This window comes from Pseudoalteromonas sp. APC 3893 (assembly GCF_030408095.1).
Taxonomy (GTDB): Bacteria; Pseudomonadota; Gammaproteobacteria; order Enterobacterales; family Alteromonadaceae; genus Pseudoalteromonas.
Genome location: NZ_JASDCD010000001.1, coordinates 252,185 through 273,977, shown reverse-complemented (window position 1 = coordinate 273,977; position 21,793 = coordinate 252,185). Strand labels below are relative to the sequence as shown.

The following is a 21,793-nucleotide window of genomic DNA, read 5'->3' as shown; positions in this document are numbered from 1 at the left end:
CAAGATTTTAAAATTGATATTCAAATCCCAAAGCCCACTCATTAACATCGTTTTCGTTTAATGTGTAATGGCTAAAGTTAAGCGAAACATCTGTATTTTTTAATATAGGATAAGCCAATTGCCCACCAAAATAAGCGCGCGTATTTGACTCATTATACTCAATTTTTTGCCCCGAATTATTAAGACTCTCAATTGAATAATGATAGTAAAAAGCGCCTATAAACAGCTTGCTTTTTACTTGGCCAAATAAAGGAAAAACATAGGCGGTTTGAAGTGCAGGCCCTTGGCCCAAAACTGGCACCTTGTTAGATAAACGCTGGTGAGTATTGGTTGGATCAAGTGTATCGCCGGCAAAGGTCGTATTTCCTTCACCTAAGTTAATATAACGCAAGCCAAATTGCCAATTAGTGGACAATGTGTAATTACCTGCGATAGACCAACTAACATCTGTGTCGTCATAAGCTGTATTCGCGAAAACCGATTCACTCATTACTGATGGAGTCCCGGTCACTGCAGCATAACCAATCTGCCCATCAAGTGACCATGTACCTGCCGCCGCGGGCTGACTCGCAATAGATACGGTTGCAAGTAAAGCCCAAGGTGTTACTCTGGTTGTACGACGAATTAGCACCACACCAACCAGCATTATCACTAACATTCCCCCCATGCTTCCTGATGAACTATTACTCACTGCTGTGGTTGTATAAGCTTTTACAGTCACTTTTACCTCGCCCTGACTACTTGCGCCTTTGCTATCTGTTACGATGTATTCAATCAAGTCTACACCTTCAAATCCCTGTTTTGGTTGATAACTCAATGTACTGTCAGAATTAATAGTTACCCCCCCTTGAGTAGCTATGGCACTGGTTATGGTTAGTGCATCGCCATCGGCATCGCTATCATTACTAAGCACATCAATCACAATTTGGGTGCGATCATTGGTCGATGCACTGTCAGTTGCTGTAGTTGGCGCATTATTAACAACAATATCAACTGTTGCAACATCATATGCAGTTCCACCTTGTCCATCTGACACACTGTAACTAATAGTAGCCGTACCGATAAAGTTAGTGAACGGCTTATAACTCAGTTGATTATCAATAATAGTGACTTCGCCAAAATCAACATTTGCACCAGTTAATGTCAATGCGTTTGCATCTTCATCACTGTCATTCTTGAGTACATCAAGTATTATTGTACTATCTACCGCGGTGATCGCTTGGTCAGACTGAGTAACGGGGTTGTTATTACCTGTTTTCATAACAGCAACACCGCCTGGATCTACAATTTGGCCGTTTACTAACGCATCTGCATCGTTGAGACCACCATCAGCTATGCGCAGTCGCACACACCAGTCTCCCTCTTGGAGGCCCTCTTGCCACAGCTCATTTGATGGCGATGGACAATAACCTTGCTCGCCTTGAGTAGAATAAACTTGGTCTCCTTCAGTCGTGTCAAAGTCTCTCCATTCATTGTTCATGAGTTTACGGTAAACAGCGTTAGCAGGAATTGGCATGCGTTGTGGTAATACAATGTTATAGCGCGAACCTACAGGTTCAATATCTGTAACAATAAAGCCAAAATAACCGCCCATGTTGCTCATTCCTTCATCCGCTGGCAATTCTGATGACATAAACTGTAACGCACCACTACTACTCGCTAAGCCTGAATAAGCTTTTCTTAAGCAACCGCCAATATCACCCTCGACTAAAAATTGTGTTGTCTGCGTGACTTGCTCTGGCATGACATTGCAGACATTGATCGGGTCTAAGTAATCGGCGATGCCATCATTGTCACCATCTTGATAACCTTCTAAATCATCTGGGAGTAAATCCTCATCTGTATCGGTATTTGTTAACTCTGGTAATTGTGCAACCACCTCAACATAACGAGTTACTGTACTAGATAAACTCTGTTGCGCATTATCAGTAGCAGTGACCGCAATACCATAAATACCTTCTTTCAGATCAGCTGTTGAAAACACGAATGTATCAGGGTGATCTGCTAGGTTGATAATTCGTTCATCGTCTACTTGCCAACTTATTGAGATAGTATCCGCTGGATTGTTATCTGTAGCGAACGCCCGAACTGTAACCAAATCGTCATTGGCTAATACAAATGGCCGAGTTTGGTTATTTTGCTCAATAGTCGTTGATAACGTTGGTGCAATATTTTGCTCAGTAATTGTTATGATACTCGAAGCATTTACGCCTGTGTTAAGGCTTTCATCTAGCGTAATCGTCACAACCTCATCCGCTTCAACGTCACTATCAGCAAACACGTTAAAGTTAATTTCGCCAACCAAACCTTGCTCTATCACAACTTCACCAGAAGTTAAATCATGGTCATCCTCAGTTGCTGTTCCTGAGATACTATATGGTATAGTTATTGGATAGCTCGGTGCCTCACCATTTAAGTAAACGTAGGTGGTATAACTTTGTTGTTCAGCTACCTCCATACCCTGCTCAAGGGATACTTGTGGGTGAACGAGTACTTGCTGTTCAGCCAAGGCCATGTTGCCAGCGCTATCTGTTGTTTGCCAATATACTTGATGTGCGCCTGGAGCAAACAACATACTTGGCTCTACTGTGCTAACCGCTAGTGGATTTCCTTGATCATCAAAGGCCGTTGCAGTACCCAATTTAACCCGTGTAAATAAGCCAGTTGCATTTATGCTAACATCTGCTGGTGCAGTTATTGTTGGTGCTCCGTCCATATTTTCATTAAAGCTAAGCGTAGCAATTGCACTGCTACTAGCATTGTGCGGATCAGCAACCATATATTCAATATTAATACTGCTCTGTGTGCTTGCAGCCAACTCAAATAGTAATTGATTATCAACAATTAAGACTGTACCCACACTCGCTTTAGCACCAATAATACTGAGCGGATCACCGTCAACATCGGTGTCATTAGCAAGAACATCTAAGGTATATTGACCACTTTGTGTAGGCGTTAGATTAAATGTATCGGCCAAGGCCACTGGCTCATCATTCACTGGTGAAACGTTTATTGCTACAGTCGCGATTTGCGAGTTATCTTTACCGTCGAATACTGAGTAACTAAAGCTGTCACGGCCATGATAATTCGCCTCAGGTTGATAACTAAATACCCGGCCTTGTACTGCTAAACTACCAAATTTTGGCTCAGTGACTAGCTGTACAGCTAAACTATCTTCATCATTATCACTAATTAGCGCGCTAACACTAATAGTGGTATCTTCTTCAATATTCAGCTGCATATCATTAGCAATAGGCGGCGCGTTCACATACGTTACATCAATGTTGAATGGGTTAAGCGTACTGCTTAACTGCCCATCGCTTACGGTGATCAAAATATTACTATATAAACCAACGTCGTCTCGTGTTGGTACACCACTTAATGTACCACTTATGCTATCAAACGTTGCCCAACTCGGCTTGTTCGCAATCGTGAATGATAGACTAGTATTATCAATATCCGACACAATTGGGGTAAATGAGTAGCCTGTATCTTGCGCTATTGATGTTGCAGGTGATCCGCTGATTGTTGGTGCATCGTTAACATTCACTACTGTTAGTGTAAATGGGGTTAAACTTTGGCTTGCAATCCCATCAGATACACGCACCGTAATACCAGCGTAACTTCCTACATCAGCGTTATTTGGTCTGCCTGATAGCTCCCCTGTAATGGTATCAAACTCAAGCCAACTTGGTTTATTTACAATACTGAAACTTAAGCTATCGCCATCGTTGTCTGTTGCTGTTGGTATAAAGCTATACAAGTCATTTTCATTAACCGCTAAGCTTGGTATTCCACTAATCACCGGCAAATCGTTAATACTATTAATAGTTACTGACACTGTGTTCGGTGCTGAATCAAGCAAGCCATCATTCGCGATGTAAGTAAACTGATCTTCGCCAAAGTAATTTGCATTACCTTGATAAGTTACTTGCTCGCCAGAGATAGTCGCAGTACCGTGAGCTGGCTGTTCAACAACTAAATACGTTAAAGTATCTCCTTCAATATCATTACCAAGTAAGTTAATAACAACCGCTGTATCTTCGTCAACATTGGCACGTTGTGCGCTGACCGTTGGGGCATCATTAACTGCAGTAATAACTAATGAAATAGCTGTGCTTGCAGAATCTAATTGACCATCATTAACAACAAAATTAAAGCCATCACTGCCGTTATAATTAGCGTTTGGCGTATACAACCAACTGTCATTACTTTGCTGCACGAGCGAGCCATGTAATGCACCTTCATCAATACGATAACTTAGCTCATCGTTCTCAATATCAGAGCCTGCCAAGGTGATCAAGACACTATTATCTTCTGCAAGTATTAAGCTTTGTGGAAGACCTAGAGGTGCATCATTCACTGGAGTCACAGTCATGGTTACGCTCGCCTCGTTGGAGGTTGCGCCGTTACTGTCTTTAACAGTGTATGTGAAGCTGTCGCTGCCGAAGTAATCAGCATTGGCGGTGTAAATAATTGCCCCAGTCGCTGTTACTTGAGTTTGCCCGTTGCTTGGTGCACTGACAACCGTCACACTGCTGACATCTAAGCTGTCGCCGGTATCCACATCGCTGTCGTTACCCAGTACGTTAACCTCAAATGAGCCTTCTTCTTGTAGTTGCGCGGTGTTATCCATGGCAACGGGGGCGTCATTCACGGCATTGATGGTTAATGTTACTGTCGCTGGTGTTGAGCTGAGCCCTTCACTATCAGTGAGTGTGTAAGTAAAGCTAAACACACCGTTGACATCTTGCTGAGGCGTTATCGCTAAACTGCCATCAAGATTCACACTCACATTAGCAAAGTCGTACATGCCAGCGCCTGAGCCTTTGTTCTCTAAGCTGACGTTCGCCGCATTAAAGCCGCTGTCTTCAACATCTGAGTCGTTGGCTAAAATAGCCAAGCTCACTGCGGTGTCTTCATCGGTTGTGACTGCATCATTCACGACTACAGGACGGTCATTCACAGCACCGATATTTACCGTAACAATGCCTGGCAATGATACCCCCCCCTCGCTATCGGTAATCGTATAGGTAAAACTGTCTTGCCCTGTCACATTCGCATCAGGCGTATACACAAAGGTGCCCGCTGCTTGGTCTAATACCACTTGCCCTGACGTTGGGCCTCTTACAATGGTGATATCCCCTGTGGGTGTCGTGTCTTCCACATCCGTCGCTACACTGCGTAGTGCCGTTGCCACTGATGGCGTGTCTTCATCCACGTTGATATTGAGCGCCTGTACCTCAGGGATATCATTCACTGGTGTAATGGTCACTGTCACTGTGGCCGCGGCTGAGGTATTCAGCGCCGCATCTTTAACGGTGTAGGTAAAAGTGTCGGTGCCGGTTTCATTGGCGTTCGGTGTGTACGTGGCAATGCCATTAGTAATACTCACCGAGCCTTTGCTTGCAGGTGATACAATCGCCGCTGAGGCGGCCACTAAATCACCTTCAGCATCGGTGTCATTGGCCACTAAACTAAAGTTAACGGCGGTATCTTCATTCGTCGTTGCACTGTCATCCATGGCTATTGGCGCATCCGCCACGGGGGCTATCGTCAGTGTCACTGTCTGCACCGCCGAGAGTGCCCCATCACTGTCACGGACTTGGAAGGTAAAGCTGTCGCTATGGTTTTCACTGCCATCATGTTGGTAACTAAAGCTACCGTCATTATTAAGCGTTAAGCTACCAAATTGCGGTTGGCTCACCCCGACCGCTGTTAGTGTATCACCTACATCATCATCGCTCGCATTACTCAATAAACCATTGGCCAGTGCCACCGTGAGCGTGGCGCCTTCATCAAGGTTAAAGCTAAAGTTCTGCCCAACAGGCGCATCGTTAGTGTTGGTTACCTCTAACGTAAACGGGGCTAAACTGGCACTGGCCGTACCATCACTCACACCAATGGTGATATTGGCGTAGCTGCCTACATTACTGTTATCTGGCGTGCCAGATAGCTCACCTGTATTGGTATTAAAATCAGCCCAGCTAGGTTTATTGATAATAGTAAAGCTTAAACTGTCACCATCAATATCATGCGCTGATGGCGTAAATTGATACGGGCTGTCTTCGCTCACCGTAGTGCTGGGTGTCCCACTGATTGTGGGTGCATCATTGATATTATTTACCGTGAGGTTAAAACTACTCAATGCTGCCGTGATCGCGCCGTCTGATACTGAAATAACGATATTGCTAGTCATGCCTACATCATCATTACTTGGCGTACCTGACAACTGCCCAGTGCTGCTATCAAAGTTTGCCCAGCTCGGCTTGTTGCTGATGCTAAAGGTTAAGCTGTCACCGTCAATATCATTCGCTGTTGGGGTAAAGCTATACAGTGCATCTTGATCAACATTTAATGCAGGAACACCACCAATCGTTGGTGCGTCATTAACGTTGATCACGGTTAAGTTAAAGGCTGGTAGGCTTACGGTATCCATACCATCGCTGACACTGATCACAATATTATTGTGTACGCCCACATCGGCGTTCGTGGCCGTGCCACTGAGTGTTCCACTGGTGCTGTCAAAGCTCAACCAACTTGGCTTATTGGTAATACTAAAGGTGAGGCTGTCGCCTTCTGTATCAACGGCAGTTGGGGTAAAACTGTAGGCGGTTTTCTCACTGACCGATAAAGTCGGCGTGCCGCTGATCACTGGCACGTCATTCACGCTAGTGACATTTACTGTAATGTCTGCCGGTGCTGAATCCACCGTGCCGTCGTTAACAATAAAGTTAAAGGAGTCTGTACCAAAGAAATCAATGTTTCCTTGATACACGACTTGTGAGCCCGTCAAAGTCACGCTGCCGTTTTGAGGCTGACGGCTTATTTGATAGCTTAAAGTATCTCCTTCGATGTCGCTGCCTGCCAAGTTGATAGTTATTGCGCTGTCTTCACTAACGGACACGGTATCATTGATGGCAACCGGTGCATCATTGATGGCATTGACACTCAAGTTTACGCTCACTGGTGTTGAGTCTAACTCGCCATCATTAGCAATAAAGCTAAAGCTGTCGCTGCCATTAAAATTCGCGTTTGGTGTATATAACCAGCTGTCGTTGCTTTGCTGTACTAAAGTTCCTTGTGCTACATCATTGTCAATACGATACGTTAAGTCGTCATTTTCAATATCATTTGCCACTAAGGTGATAAGTAAACTGCTATCCTCATCAAGGCTCAGCGTTTGTGCAACAGCCACCGGTGCATCATTCACTGGGGTCACTGTCATGGTTACGCTCGCCTCGTTGGAGGTTGCGCCGTTACTGTCTTTAACAGTGTATGTGAAGCTGTCAGTACCAAAGTAATTCGTGTTCGCGGTGTAAATAATTGCCCCGGTCGCTGTTACTTGAGTTTGCCCGTTGCTTGGTGCACTGACAACCGTCACACTGCTGACATCTAAGCTGTCGCCGGTATCCACATCGCTGTCGTTACCCAGTACGTTAACCTCAAATGAGCCTTCTTCTTGTAGTTGCGCGGTGTTATCCATGGCAACGGGGGCGTCATTCACGGCATTGATGGTTAATGTTACTGTCGCTGGTGTTGAGCTGAGCCCTTCACTATCAGTGAGTGTGTAAGTAAAGCTAAACACACCGTTGACATCTTGCTGAGGCGTTATCGCTAAACTGCCATCAAGATTCACACTCACATTAGCAAAGTCGTACATGCCAGCGCCTGAGCCTTTGTTCTCTAAGCTAACGTTCGCCGCATTAAAGCCGCTGTCTTCAACATCTGAATCGTTAGCTAAAATAGCCAAGCTCACTGCGGTGTCTTCATCGGTTGTGACTGCATCATTCACGACTACAGGACGGTCATTCACAGCCCCGATATTTACCGTAACAGTGCCTGGCAATGATACCCCCCCCTCGCTATCGGTAATCGTATAGGTAAAACTGTCTTGCCCTGTCACATTCGCATCAGGCGTATACACAAAGGTGCCCGCTGCTTGGTCTAATACCACTTGCCCTGACGTTGGGTCTCTTACAATGGTGATATCCCCTGTGGGTGTCGTGTCTTCCACATCCGTCGCTAAACTGCGTAGTGCCGTTGCCACTGATGGCGTGTCTTCATCCACGTTGATATTGAGCGCCTGTACCTCAGGGATATCATTCACTGGGGTAATGGTCACTGTCACTGTGGCCGCGGCTGAGGTATTCAGCGCCGCATCTTTAACGGTGTAGGTAAAAGTGTCGGTGCCGGTTTCATTGGCGTTCGGTGTGTACGTGGCAATGCCATTAGTAATACTCACCGAGCCTTTGCTTGCAGGTGATACAATCGCCGCTGAGGCGGCCACTAAATCACCTTCAGCATCGGTGTCATTGGCCACTAAACTAAAGTTAATGGCGGTGTCTTCATCCGTCGTTGCATTGTCATCCATGGCTATTGGCGCATCCGCCACGGGGGCTATCGTCAGTGTCACTGTCTGCACCGCCGAGAGTGCCCCATCGCTGTCGCGCACTTGGAAGGTAAAGCTGTCGCTATGGTTTTCACTGCCATCATGTTGGTAACTAAAGCTACCGTCATTATTAAGCATTAAGCTACCAAATTGCGGTTGGCTCACCCCGACCGCTGTTAGTGTATCACCTACATCATCATCGCTCGCATTACTCAATAAACCATTAGCGAGCGCCACCGTGAGCGTGGCGCCTTCATCAAGGTTAAAGGCAAAGTTCTGCCCAACAGGCGCATCGTTAGTGTTGGTTACCTCTAACGTGAACGGGGCTAAACTGGCACTGGCCGTACCATCACTCACACCAATGGTGATATTAGCGTAGCTGCCTACATCACTGTTATCTGGCGTGCCCGATAACTCACCCGTGCTGGTATTAAAACTCGCCCAGCTTGGTTTGTTAATGATAGTAAAGGTGTGAGTATCGCCTTCATCACTATCGGTCAGTGTCGGTATAAAGCTATAAGCTGCATCTTCTGCTGTTATTGTATTGGGAGTTCCACTTAATACTGGCGCTACATTATATTGCTTGGTTACTGTTGCAGTCACCGCTGAGCTTGCATTACCTGCGGTGTCTGTAGCTATTGCTGAGAAGGTTAACGTTCCCTCAGCCAATGAGGTCACATTAATACCTGTGATTTGCAGCGTTGCTGCGCTGATAGTTGCCGTACCACTGACTGAATTACTGCCGTCACTTACTTGATAACTAAGTGTGCCGGCTCCTTCCAAACCAGACAAAGAAGCACTCATTGCAGATTCATTACTGGCATTTATTACACTCTGATCAACACTCGCAGCATGCCCTGTAGGCGCTATATTGTCTAATGTAATACTAGTAGTTGCAGCCGGTGAAGTATTACCAGCGCTGTCCGTTTGTGTTGCAGATACCGTTAAAATACCGTTATTTAACGCGCTAATGTCTAATTCACTGCCGTTAAGAGACCAATTACCACTGCCATCTGCAGTTATTGTACGACTGACCCCTGCAACATTTACATTCACAGTCGCACCTGCTTCTGCCCCTGAGCCGGCGATCAATACACTGCCATCTTCATTGGCATTAACTATGTCATCACCCTCAATCGGGGTGGCAATCGTTAAAGCACTTGGTGCAGCGTTATCTAAAATCACGGAGGTGCTGGCTACGCTGGAAGTATTACCCGCGGTATCAGATTGTGTGGCGCTGACGGTGAGCGTGCCATTGTTAAAGCTGCTCACATCAAACTCGTTACCACTGATAGTCCATGCACCAGAGCCATCAGCCGTCACACTGCGCGATTGGTTATTTACGCCATCGCTGATAATCACATTCACGCTGGCATGGGCTTCTGCGCCAGAGCCGCTGATCAACACACTGTCATCTTCTGCCGCATTGACTATGCCATCGCCCTCAATCGGCGTAGTGATGATCACTGCACTTGGCGCTGAGTTATCTAAAACCACCGAGGTACTGGCTGCACTTGACGTGTTACCCGCCGCGTCACTTTGAGTAGCGCTGACGGTGAGCGTGCCATTGTTAAAGCTGCTCACATCAAACTCATTACCACTGATAGTCCATGCACCAGAGCCATCAGCCGTCACACTACGCGATTGGCTATTTGCGCCATCGCTTATAGTCACACTCACGCTAGCATTGGCTTCAGCCCCAGAGCCGCTGATCAACACACTGTCATCTTCTACAGCATTGACTCGGCCATCACCCTCAATCGGCGTAGTGATAGTTACAGCACTTGGTGCAGCGTTATCTAAAATCACAGAGGTGCTGGCTACGCTGGAAGTATTACCCGCGGTATCAGATTGTGTGGCGCTGACGGTGAGCGTGCCGTTATTAAAACTGCTCACATCAAACTCGTTACCACTGATAGTCCATGCACCAGAGCCATCAGCCGTCACACTTCGCGATTGGCTATTTGCGCCATCGCTGATAGTTACATTAACCGTAGCACCAGAATCAGCACCGCTTCCTTGAATAAGCACATGCGCATCTTCTACAGCATTGATCCGACCATCTACTTCAATGGGCGTGGTAATACTCGGAGTACTCACATTAGTGTCAATCGTTATTGTAGTACTCGTACCATTGGTGATATTACCAGCAGAGTCCGTCGCACGTGCCATAATGGCATGCGAGCCACTGGACATAGCTGAACTTGCTGTGATACTCCATACCCCACCAATAACAACTGCGCTCCCTATTGAGCCATCAATACTTGAAATAAGAGTAATGCTGTCACCTGTAGTACCGGTTCCCGTAAAGGTCGGTGTGGTATCGTTTGTAATATTATCTGTGTTAGAAGCACCGCTATCACTTGCTGCTGACAAGTCTGGCGAACTCGGAGCGATCGGCGCAGCAGTGTCTATTGTAATAGTCAACGCACTTGAGCTACTACTCACATTACTTGCAGCGTCAGTTGCTTTTGCTGAAATAGCATGATCTAAACCGCTAGTTAAAGCACTGGTTGTGATCTGCCAATTACCACCAGTCGCCGTAGCAGTTCCTATTACCGTTGCTCCGCCACCAACTTGATCACTATACAAAGCAACCGTTGAGCCACTCTCAGCAGTACCACTAAATGTTGGCGTGGTATCACTGGTAATGTTGTCTGTATTAGATACCCCTGAATCTGAAGCCACGTCTAAATCTGGGGTTGAAGGTGCATTAGGCGCTACATCATCCGTGACTGTAATAGTAAACGCTTTTTGAAACGTGGTCGTAGCATCACTACTTTGTACACAGATAATGTAACTTCCTGCACTAAGTGCAGCTTGCGTTTGAATTAAGCTGCCACTGATCTGAAAACTACTATTGTTTGTATCAGCGCTACATGTGCCGCTTACACTTGCACCTGAGCTTACAAACGAATAACTGTGGCTGTCGCTAGTATCTACATCTGAGGTAGAAAGCGATCCTATATTAGCAGCCACCCCAGTTGATGATTGATTGATACTTGCCGATGATAGCGAAATATCAGTTGGGCTATCATTTAGCCCAGTAATGTTCACTACAGCTTGATTTGTACCCGTACTGTTTGCTACCCCATCATTAAAAACATAATCCAAAGTCACTGCGGATGATGGTGATTCTGAACTATTTTGATAGGTAATGCTTTGCAGCACTGAGTCAACAATGGCAGAGGTCGCATTCGCATTAAAGGTCAGTACTAACGTACCTACTGAGTTGGTGGTTACCGTGCCGACCGTGGTCGAATTATAAGTAAATGTATTACCCTCAATTAGCACCCCCAATAAGCTATTGTTCGCAAAGGCATCTTGCGTACTTGCTCCACCGTTTCGACTAATGGTTAAGCTGGCATTATTATAATTACCTATCGCGCCATTAAGAGCATCGAGCTCAGTATCAGCAATCGTCACATCAGAGTCGATAACAATTGCCGAGCCATTTTCAGTAAAGGTCGTACCGCCATTCAAGCTACTAAATACAGGAGCGCTATTTGGCTCAACAAAAGTGATAACAGTATCGCTCCCACTGTCAGCCACACTAAAAGCTAAATTTGCCGCTGGGGAGTTACTTAGCGCCAGCGTAAGCTCTGAAATATTAAAATCAGTGGCATCTGTATCAACTTCTAATGTACTAGTACCATTAAATCGCACATTGGCACTTGAAAGCCCTGTCACACCTGTAATAGTTAAGCTATCACCTACGGCTAGATCAGTGATTGTATCCCCTGATAATTGTGCCACACTACCAACAAAGTTATCGCTACCGGCATTGCCTGTCATCGAATCAGTACCACCGCCAGGGCGAATGGTATCTGCACCGCTACCACCAGTAATAGTATCATCGCCGTTAAAATTACTGGCCGAAATCGTTAATGCGTCACTGCTAAAAGCTGAAGCATTTATTGTTAAATCTGCTGTAATTTCGCCGCCACTCGCATTTGCTACTGATACGGCTTGACCATTTGCATTAAAATTATCAGTTAAAATTATCGTCGTATTATTGTCAGTCCCTATTGCGATTGCTTCAACCGCAGACACTGAAGTACTGGTGAAATCAAACGCCCCACCATCCATCAGTTTCAGTGTTTCAGAACCCGCGCTCCCCGTTATCGCAGTGCTAAAATTACCAATATTAGCCGCATCAATAACCACTGTTGCGCCGCTAGCTAACGAAAGAGTGCCTATATTTAAAAATCCACCGCCGCTAATGTCTGCACCATCAGTGACTTGTACTTGGTCGGCAACACTACCCTCGCCAATTAAGGTGCCTGTGTATGCGCTGCTACCAATTGCAAAAGTGATTGCATCTGTAGATGAACCGGCGGTTACATTAGTAGTCCCCGTTGATACGGTGATGGTTCTGGTATTTGTACTGTCATCAGCTACATCGTAGCTTTCAATACCAGTTAACGTTGTAAAATCACCATCACCGGTGATAGTAATCGTTTCTGAGCCTGGTGCGGTTATGGTGCCTGTAAAGTTGCCATGCTGACTGGCCGTCATCGACACTGATGCGCCCGACGCAAGTGTTAAATTAGCCACATTACTGATGGTCGCATTAGTAATATTTGCGGCATTATTCATCGATAACGTATCAGCAACACTATTTTCGCCGGTAATTATTCCCGTATAAGCTAGTGTGCCAATATCAAACGTAATAGCATCACTTGCTGAGCTCGCTGTTACTGAGTGCCCTGCACTACTAATAGCAACCGTTCGTGCATTGCTGCTGTCATCCGCTATTGTATAGTTTTCAATTGCAGAGACTGTTGCGAAATTACCGTCACCTAAAATAGTCAATGTCTCTGTGCCACTACCTGTTACCGTACCGGAGAACAATGCTAATTGTGATGCAGCAATACTTGCTGAACCGCCACTGGCTACAGCCAAGTTTTCAAAGCCGCTAATCGTGGCGCCAACAATACTGCCACCACTACCAATAGATAACGTATCAGTACCCGTATTGCCCGCTAAAATACCCGTTGCAGCAAACGACCCCACATTAAGAGAGTCATCCCCTGTACTACCCGTAAAATTTTGCCCCACAGCGCCAAGTGTGAATGCATTTGCCGCAGCAAGTACATACGTTTCAATCGCACTGTTACCTACTAGCCCATCCGTTGCTGAACTAATGGTTATTGTTTCACTACCCGGTGCCGTAAACGTTGAAAAATTATCGTGCTGCAATTCGGTCATCGTTACACTTGCACCGCTGGCAAGCGTTAACGATTCAAAAGCAGAAATTGTTGCACCGCTAAGATCAGCCCCAGCGCCGACCTGTAATACATCGGTGCCTGCAGCACCGTTTAGTGTTCCAGTAACTGCAAAGGCATTAATATTAACCGTATCAGCTGCGCTGCTACCAGTTACATTTTGCGCTGCGCTACCAAGAGTAAAGGTCATTGCTGCGCCAAGCACATAAGTTTCAATATCTGCATCGCCAGTGAGTGTTTGATCGCCGTTCGCACTAGAGATAGTGAACTGATTCGTACCTGTGCCATTTATGGTGGTGAAACTCTCGTGCTGCGTTTCACTTAAAGTCAATGAACCATCGTTATAGGGGGTGAGGGTTTCAAAACCGGTCAACGATGCAAAACCGGTAAGGTCAGCACCATCAATTACATTGATAGTATCTGTTCCACCGCCACCATCGGCGGTTGATCCCGCAATATGTAATGCATTACTAATAGTTAGAGTTTCATTATCATTACTAAACGTTATTGCAGGACTTAAATTTGTGCCATTTGAAGTATTGAAACCAGCGGCTATTGAGCTTGCTGCAGTCACGTTCGCAATGCTGATACTTGCACTTCGGGTTACACTATTTTCTGTACCATCGTTAATGACAACTGTGATATTTCTGGCTGTGGTATTGGGGGTAGAGCTGGTGTTGTTATAAGTTATTGCCCTTAAAAAACTAGCAACTTCTGCAACAGTTGCAGAAGCACCCGTTATCGAAATCATATCTTGCAGAGTAATGTCTGAGGCACCTGATATACCACCAAGTGCATTTTGTGCCGCCGCTGAAACACTCAGCCCTTCTAAGACGCCATCTTGGTCGTTGGTTAATGCAACCGTTACTGTTGTTATTGTATCTGCATCGCTATCAGCTACATTAGCGCTAGATGCTATATTTATCGCACCATTGCCTTCAGTAAACGAAGCAGAACTATCGGCTCCAGCTCCTCCTCCATTTAAATCAACTACTGGGGCTGAGTTTACTGGAGCTGCCGATAAGTTATTTATGGCAAGGTTATCAATTCTCAACCAGCCTAATGTTGAGCTATCTGTATAAGAAACTTTTAACCACTTTATTCCTGTGAATAATGAGCCCGAAGTATTTATATTCTCTCCCTGACGGTTAACTAAACTACTAGAGTCCGCAACTCCTCCTTTGTCTGTAGTTAGACGGACAGCTCGATTAGTACCACTTGAGTTATATACGTAAAGGCTTGATACATTAAACTCCTCATCATTCGTAAAATATATTTTACTGTAAGTTTGAGCTGAGCTGTTGGTAGCGACATAGACATAACCTGTTGTGAAATTATATAAATCTAGCCCTCCCCCCGCTCCAGACTTAACTTTTATGGTATAGCTAGTCCCAGAAATTTGATAACTTTTACTGTTCGCATAGCCAGTAGGTAAATTATCAAACGTTAATGTACTGTCAAAAGCCAATACATCTGAAAAGTCCTGTAGTGCATGCTCTGAAAAAGGTCGGTTAGCAAAATCCACGTCGCCTTTAACGATTTCTAAATCCCAATCCCCTCCTTTGCTAGCATTACCCGTTAAATCATCAGAAGCAGCAACATCTAAATCCGTTGCTTGATTAAATACTGTTAAAAACTGCTCACCCTGCGTATCTTTGCCAACATCACAACCATAAAAAAATATGTCACCACCTGATGCAACTGCCCCTTTAAACGCCTGCATAAATTGTGTGTTTTTTTCAACCACCGCGGTATTTATTGAGCTGTTTCCAAGTAATACTTCGCCACTGCGCCCATGAGCAAAAATACTCACGCTCTGTAGGTTATGATAATCAACTAGTAGTGCTTCAAGTTGCTTAATGCCAGACTCATTAGCTTGCAATTCAACTATTTCAGTACCTATTTTGCGTTGCCCGTAAAGTAAGCTTTTATCAGGGACAGCCGCATCAATAATGATCAAATGCTTAATAACATTGGCACTTTCGATCACCAAATCATTTTCACCCGGCGCAACCGATTGCTCTCTTTTCACCTTATCTTTGCTAACCTGACCAGACCTAAATACGCTTACGCTGTGCTCAGGCTGCGCTGGTAATTGAGCGTATTCACTAACAGTAACACCAGCCACTTGAGTAAGCCCTAGGGCTGAACCGACAAAGATAGAAATTGGAGATAAAGAGAAATGCAGCATTAGTTTAGTCCTCTAACCATATTGTATAAAGCGTTGCTTTAGTACTACTTATTTAAAATGTTAAGGTGTTTTTTGTGTGATTAAGCTTGCGTTACTACCTTGTGGTTCCAGCCAAAAAGCCATATCGCTGTATTTTTTAAACAATTCAGGAGGAAGCACCGTTTTGCGGCCGGTAAATTCCACCTTTTGCTTCACCGCATGTAACCCCTCTGCTCCCAAGTTTTTATCAAATTCACTAGCGTTATAGCTGACATTTTCAAAATCATGCTGATAACCAGACAAACCTAAAAACTGATAAATCAGCGCTAGGCTATTTTCTGGTTTAGTCACCAACAAGTCATAATCGAGCAACAACAATTGCTCTGAAAACTCACCATAAAAACCTTCTTTTAATGCAGCCCACGCACTACCAAATGGCCCAAGATTAGACGCAATATGCTCACAGCGGGTATACACGTTTTGCCGCGTTGCAGCGGAATATATACGACTAAATTCAAGGCTGTTTTTTCTGTAAATACGCTCAAAACTATCCATCACCCATGCCGGGTTTCTTACTAAGCAAATCACCTTAAAATCATTGCCAAATAAAGTATTTAGTACGTTAAGTTTTGCGGTCCATAATCGGTTAGTGTCAAACACGACTGGCTTTTCAACTTCCTGATAATAGCCAGAGCAAATAGCTCGACATATATTCAGTCGCTGGACCGAAGTAATACTCGAAGCGAACTCACTCCCAGACCCCATTTGCTCCAATAGGTTAGTGACGAAGCCAGCAACAGGCGTTGACATATCAGCGTGAAAATCAGGGTTTTGTCTTAATATACTCGCCAATAATGTTGAGCCTGCTCTGGGCAAACCTGCGATAAAATGATAACGATGCTGCATAAATAATTAATTCCGACTCGGGAATAACCCCTGCAAAGCAATAACGTAGTTCATTGCAATGGAAGGTGTGCGAATATCCATAGCTTGATTACCACCAGATAGAGACACCGTCCCATGTAAACTATTAGCTGGCAGCGTCAGTGGCACATTTGTTTGTGCTGGGATATCAAACGAATCAACACTCACATTACCAAGGCTAAGCAAGGATGATGGCGCGGTTTGATAGATCAATTCTTGTTTATCAGGGCCGCCACCAGCAACAACCGTAGCCAATGCCGCACCTGCTGTAGGCTCACCTGTATCGGCATTTTGTGCCGTTGCAATATTTGCAGTACCGGTCACATCGGTTATGGTTTGCCCTGGAATACTGACTGAGACTGACTGCGCAGAGCTTGGCAATGACACTGTGCTATGCATTGAAGGTAAATAGGGTTGTGAAATATATACAGATTCAACGCCTCCTTTTTGACCAAGCTTATAACCGCTCAAGCCGGGGCCATGGCCATAGCCAATAGGTGCTCGCCCACGTATATCTGGTAACGCCATAGTGGTACGGCCGTCACCACCGTATATCGTCCCAATAATAGAAAAAAGCGCAGTATTGCTACTAATCGGCAATAACTGCCCGTCGCACATAGCCCAACTTCTTGGGGCAAAGTTACCCGCAAATATTTCTACATCGCCAATATATGGATCTGCACTCATAATTTATTTCCTCTAAATTTTATATAGTTATAATTGCATTCCAGCGCTAACATTCGCTAAAGATGCAAACCGATAACCAGAGATGCAGCCAAACTGGCTAGAAATAATATCTAGTACCACCGCTCCCTGTTTAGTTTGTACAATTAACCCTGCTGATTTATTGATTGTTAAAATCGTACCCGCAGGCTCAAAAAACTCATTTTGCTCAATAGTTGAAGCTTGCAGCACGTTAATTTCACCCAACTGAGTTATCAAAATAAACCCCCCATATAGTGGATTACCTGCTTTTGCTGCAGCAACGAAATCATTAGCACTATGAGTTTTAAAAGATAAAGTTATGGCTTCGCGGGTGATTGGTTTTGCAGTATTTGGCAAGACTTGTTTTTCATTTAATGATTGCCAAGTAATCATATTTAGCTTCGCCATTACATTTACTAAAGCAGACGCTAACGCTGAAGCCACTCGTAACGACAAACTTTGGTAGGTATCAAACGGATGAATCACAACAGATTGCAGCGCTGTATTTTCATTACTGTTGAGTCTTTGCAAAGTGGTAGGCAGTTCATTTTGCTGCGTTCTGATATGCCAATATAAACTATTGGTCCATTGATGACTCTTAGCTATACCACAGCACAGTCCATAAGCTTGGCCATGAAAAAATTTAATAATTTCATCATCCAATGCTCTTGCTGTAAAACACGAAACTGCGATTGATGCATGCCACTGATCAAGTTGAGCTACCAATTGATCATTATTGTTCCACCTGGTGAGGTTTATATTTAATGCCTCACATTGGGCGCGTAACTGTTGCTGCTCATGTTGAATATGTTGTGCTTCGTCATCAACAAAAACCACCGAAACCAGCAGTTCTGCTTGCAACAGCAAATTGATTGTAGGCATAGCCAAACAACTTGAAGTAAAAAGTACTACACGATTAACTTGCTGCATAACTCACCTGCTGCTCGGCTTTAGTTGGCAAAAACCCTGTTAATCCAGTCAGCTTGTAATAAAAAGTAATTTTGTCTGTCGAACTCAGTAGTAAGTCATCCACGGTTGAACTTTGCGGCACAAAGTCGATACATACATTGAGTAAAGGTAATGGATGGGTAATGCCTGATTGATATTGAGTCAGCCAGTGATCGTTATAAGTCATCACTTGGGCATAAAGCACCACTACATGCTTACTTGCATCTTGCGTATTTTCAGGGATCGCCAATGTGTTACAACACACAACCTGCTGCTGCCCTAAATTAATAATATCAAGGTTTAATAAACTATAGCGGTCAAGGGTCAGTACATTTCCTAATTCAATTCTTTCATTTAAAATCTCTGGATTAGGTTTAGCACTCACCTCCCCTTGTGCTGAAGCCTGCCACTGTTCAATATACTCACGTTGGCACTTAACTAATGCTGCATTAATAGTGGTTTTACAAGGCAGCATCACACCGTGACTACTTAATTGAGCCGCAAAGTTTTTACAAATACTTAAATGCGCCTCTTTTGATAAACCATGTTGAAATGCTTCTGCGATAAAAATATCGTATGGTTTTTCCCCTTGATATAACACTGCATCACTTAAAAATACGCCATCAAAATAATCACTGAGTTCTAACTCATTTATTAACGCATTAAGAGACTTAATAGCACCGGGTTGAATATCGATAAGTGAAACTCGCACTGTTTTTGGCGAGATCAGGTTTTGTTTATCCATGTACAACAAAATGGGTAGCAATAACGGCGCAAAAGGCCCACATGCCGGATAGGCAATATTGATCTGAGCACTGCGCTTTAATAAATCTGTTACCAACTCAAATATTGCCTTATAAAAACAGCTATTGCGGTGCACATCTTTAATTGTGGTGGTGCAATTTAAAACCGACATAACCAAACCATGCTGATTAATAAATTGCTCGGTTATTTCTGACTCTTGCAACTGAGCTTGATTAAGGCAATGCATTGCTTGCTCATAAGCGTCTGAGAATAACTGCTTAGTTAATGCTTCATCATGAATCTGATTCAGAGCTTGGCTGGCAATTGCTATAAACGATTGCTGCAAGGTTATTGCAGTTGTAGGTTGTTGAGTAAGCGAACGAATTTGGTTACGTAATGCTTGGTTTAGTAGCCCCGTAACCATCGGATCTTCTGTAATATAAGCAGTAGCTGATTTAGGCAAATGCGGGTTTGACATCACAACCTCCTGCATTAACATTGAATTGTGTTGAATCATGTAATGCCCAGATCAACCCTTTGAGCCAGTCATTTACTTTACAATCTACAACCAAATTTATACGGGGTGTTGAGCCTGCATTTTTTACACTATGAACAGCATCTGCATTTACATACCATGCACTATTATTGCTCATGGGCACACGGTGGCCATCAACATAAAATTCAATATTGGCAGAGTAACCTAAACAAATGTGTATACGGGCCTGTTGTGACTTTTCAACACTCAAGCCGTGATCCCGATGGGGTTTGATAAAAGAATTTGGATGCAAACGCATTAAACGAGCCGACAAAATCTCGCACTCAAAACTAGCAAGCAGACCCTCAAATGCACTCAGTAAATCTAAATTTGGTCCGTCAATCCATTCACATGCAGCTTCAATAGCGAATGCCTGCAAAATACGATGACTATAAAGGTGCTCTTTTGGCACTTTAAGCTCAAGCACATCCCACTTACCCTGATATTCATCAGTATTAACATGCTCCAGCCAAGTTAACTGCTCAGCAATTAACAAGTCATCAGCAAGGTTAAACTCACTAAGTGGGATAGGTAATTGAGTAAATGTAATCGGCTGAGTAAACATATCTAAGCAGTCCCTGAACTATGTTTACTGAGGATAGACAAATTCTTTGTTTTAAAATATTACAGCGTATTACAGCAACGCTGTAATAAATCGAAAATCATGGCTTTGTAGTCTAAACTGATGAAAACATTAATTAAGGTTGAGGCAAACTTGCAGCTTAAAGATCTCACCACTCAACATCTGGCTTTAATTTGCAATGACCTAGCAACACTGCGGTTACAGGCCGACCTCACCCTTGCACCGAAAATGCCGCACTTTGCAAATAAGCCATACCCGATTGGCCGCTGTAGAGAAATTCGTGACGAAATGTTTAACCTGTTACAAATAGCATTACAGCAAAGCCAAAATCCGGGCTTAAGTTTGCTAAGAGACGGCGTCTCGCAAGGTCATGTTATAAAAAAAGCATGGGGATCACTGCGAGATGAATATTTTCAAAATGCCCTGATTTTTGGCCCCTGGTATATCGATGTTGCCAACGACACCGTCAATGCCAATAAACCTCGAGTAGAGATTTTGCCACTCGCCACATCGCAATTTTCAGCAATAACCAGCTTTACACAATTTACAAAAATTGCCCGTTCGTATTGGCAAGTAGACATCTATAAAAATGACGTTTGCCCTGCATTAGCGCCATACATGCCACTACTATGTGTTGGTATAAATGGCGTAAGTTGGTTGGCAGCCGCCAATGACGATATGCTATCGCTCGCAATAGCGAGTCAATTTGAAGCATCCATAGCAATTCTCAATACATTACCAAGCCCTCCTGAGCATATAAAAACACGGTGGGCGAACCTATTAGCCACATTAAATAACAACCCATTTTTAGTTAATCATGGCAACCCAATTAATTATTGCCGTCAGTACCAACAAAGCTTACGCCACCCAGATATTGCACAGCGCGATGGTGCAGTAATTGCGTATTCAAGCTTGCCAAAATCACTCTAATCTAAGCCCACACAATGTAATACCCTGTAATAGAAAAGCCTGACGTTATTCATATACTCCATATTGAGTACAGCAATGAGCTTTGCTCAAAAACCTATTCAATAAACAATTTAAGGAGAAATTTATGAGTACATTTAAAGTGAATATCCCAGCAGGCCCAATCTGGGATCAAAAAGATGCAGAAGAAAAAGCCCCCGCCGTTGCCGCTGCACACCAAGGTAAATGGACGGGTCAATGGAACACAGTAGTACAGAGCCAAATGAGTGTTGTTGAAGTTGAACTTGAAGTAACAAACACTGGTAGCAACTCATTCAAAACCAATGTATTAGCCGGCCCACTTTGGAGCAATGACGAAGCTCAAAAAATAGGTAAAACAATCGCTGCATCATACGGCGCAGAATTTACCGGCGAGTGGAAAACTATCGTAGAAGGCGTAATGAGTGTTATTGAAATCCAATATAACTTTTAGTCAGTAAAAAGCTAAATCAAACAGGTAGAGTGAATGGTCGAATATTGTGAAAAGGAATGAGTTCAACCTCAAGGTTAAACCATAGACTGGCTTTATTATGGTTTTTTAACCTTGTGAAAGATATCAAATTTGCGAAACGACCGACTTTCCCTTGTTGCTAGTATA

The 21,793-nt window shown here is 44.1% G+C and carries 8 protein-coding genes; 2 read left to right on the top strand and 6 right to left on the bottom strand.

What is annotated here, in order from left to right:
• Positions 1–7 precede the first annotated feature (7 nt).
• Genes QMA12_RS01155 through QMA12_RS01130 form a run of 6 tightly spaced genes read right to left on the bottom strand, consistent with a single transcriptional unit; the run spans position 8 to position 20,211 of the window.
• Entirely contained in the window at positions 8–15,811 is a 15,804-nt protein-coding gene (locus QMA12_RS01155) for an Ig-like domain-containing protein (protein ID WP_290295239.1), read from the bottom strand.
• Between the two features lie 60 nt (positions 15,812–15,871).
• Complete coding sequence (locus tag QMA12_RS01150; protein WP_290210844.1) at positions 15,872–16,696, bottom strand: sulfotransferase; 825 nt, start codon at positions 16,694–16,696, stop codon at positions 15,872–15,874.
• A 6-nt stretch (positions 16,697–16,702) separates the two neighbouring features.
• Positions 16,703–17,401, bottom strand: coding sequence for a tail fiber protein (locus tag QMA12_RS01145; RefSeq protein ID WP_290210843.1), 699 nt, complete (start codon positions 17,399–17,401; stop codon positions 16,703–16,705).
• Between the two features lie 27 nt (positions 17,402–17,428).
• Positions 17,429–18,349: a hypothetical protein gene (locus tag QMA12_RS01140; protein WP_290210842.1), complete on the bottom strand. Its 921-nt coding sequence runs from the start codon at positions 18,347–18,349 to the stop codon at positions 17,429–17,431.
• On the bottom strand, positions 18,336–19,589 hold the full coding sequence (locus QMA12_RS01135; RefSeq protein ID WP_290210841.1) for a hypothetical protein: 1,254 nt from the start codon (positions 19,587–19,589) through the stop codon (positions 18,336–18,338). Before QMA12_RS01135 ends, QMA12_RS01140 begins: the two co-directional genes overlap by 14 nt.
• On the bottom strand, positions 19,567–20,211 hold the full coding sequence (locus QMA12_RS01130) for an aspartyl/asparaginyl beta-hydroxylase domain-containing protein (protein WP_290210840.1): 645 nt from the start codon (positions 20,209–20,211) through the stop codon (positions 19,567–19,569). Before QMA12_RS01130 ends, QMA12_RS01135 begins: the two co-directional genes overlap by 23 nt.
• Positions 20,212–20,331: 120 nt before the next feature.
• Between QMA12_RS01130 and QMA12_RS01125 the strand changes: the two genes are divergently transcribed.
• Positions 20,332–21,159: a hypothetical protein gene (locus tag QMA12_RS01125; RefSeq protein ID WP_290210839.1), complete on the top strand. Its 828-nt coding sequence runs from the start codon at positions 20,332–20,334 to the stop codon at positions 21,157–21,159.
• A gap of 124 nt (positions 21,160–21,283) precedes the next feature.
• Entirely contained in the window at positions 21,284–21,628 is a 345-nt protein-coding gene (locus QMA12_RS01120; protein WP_087532112.1) for a mannan-binding lectin, read from the top strand.
• The last annotated feature ends 165 nt before the right edge of the window (positions 21,629–21,793 follow it).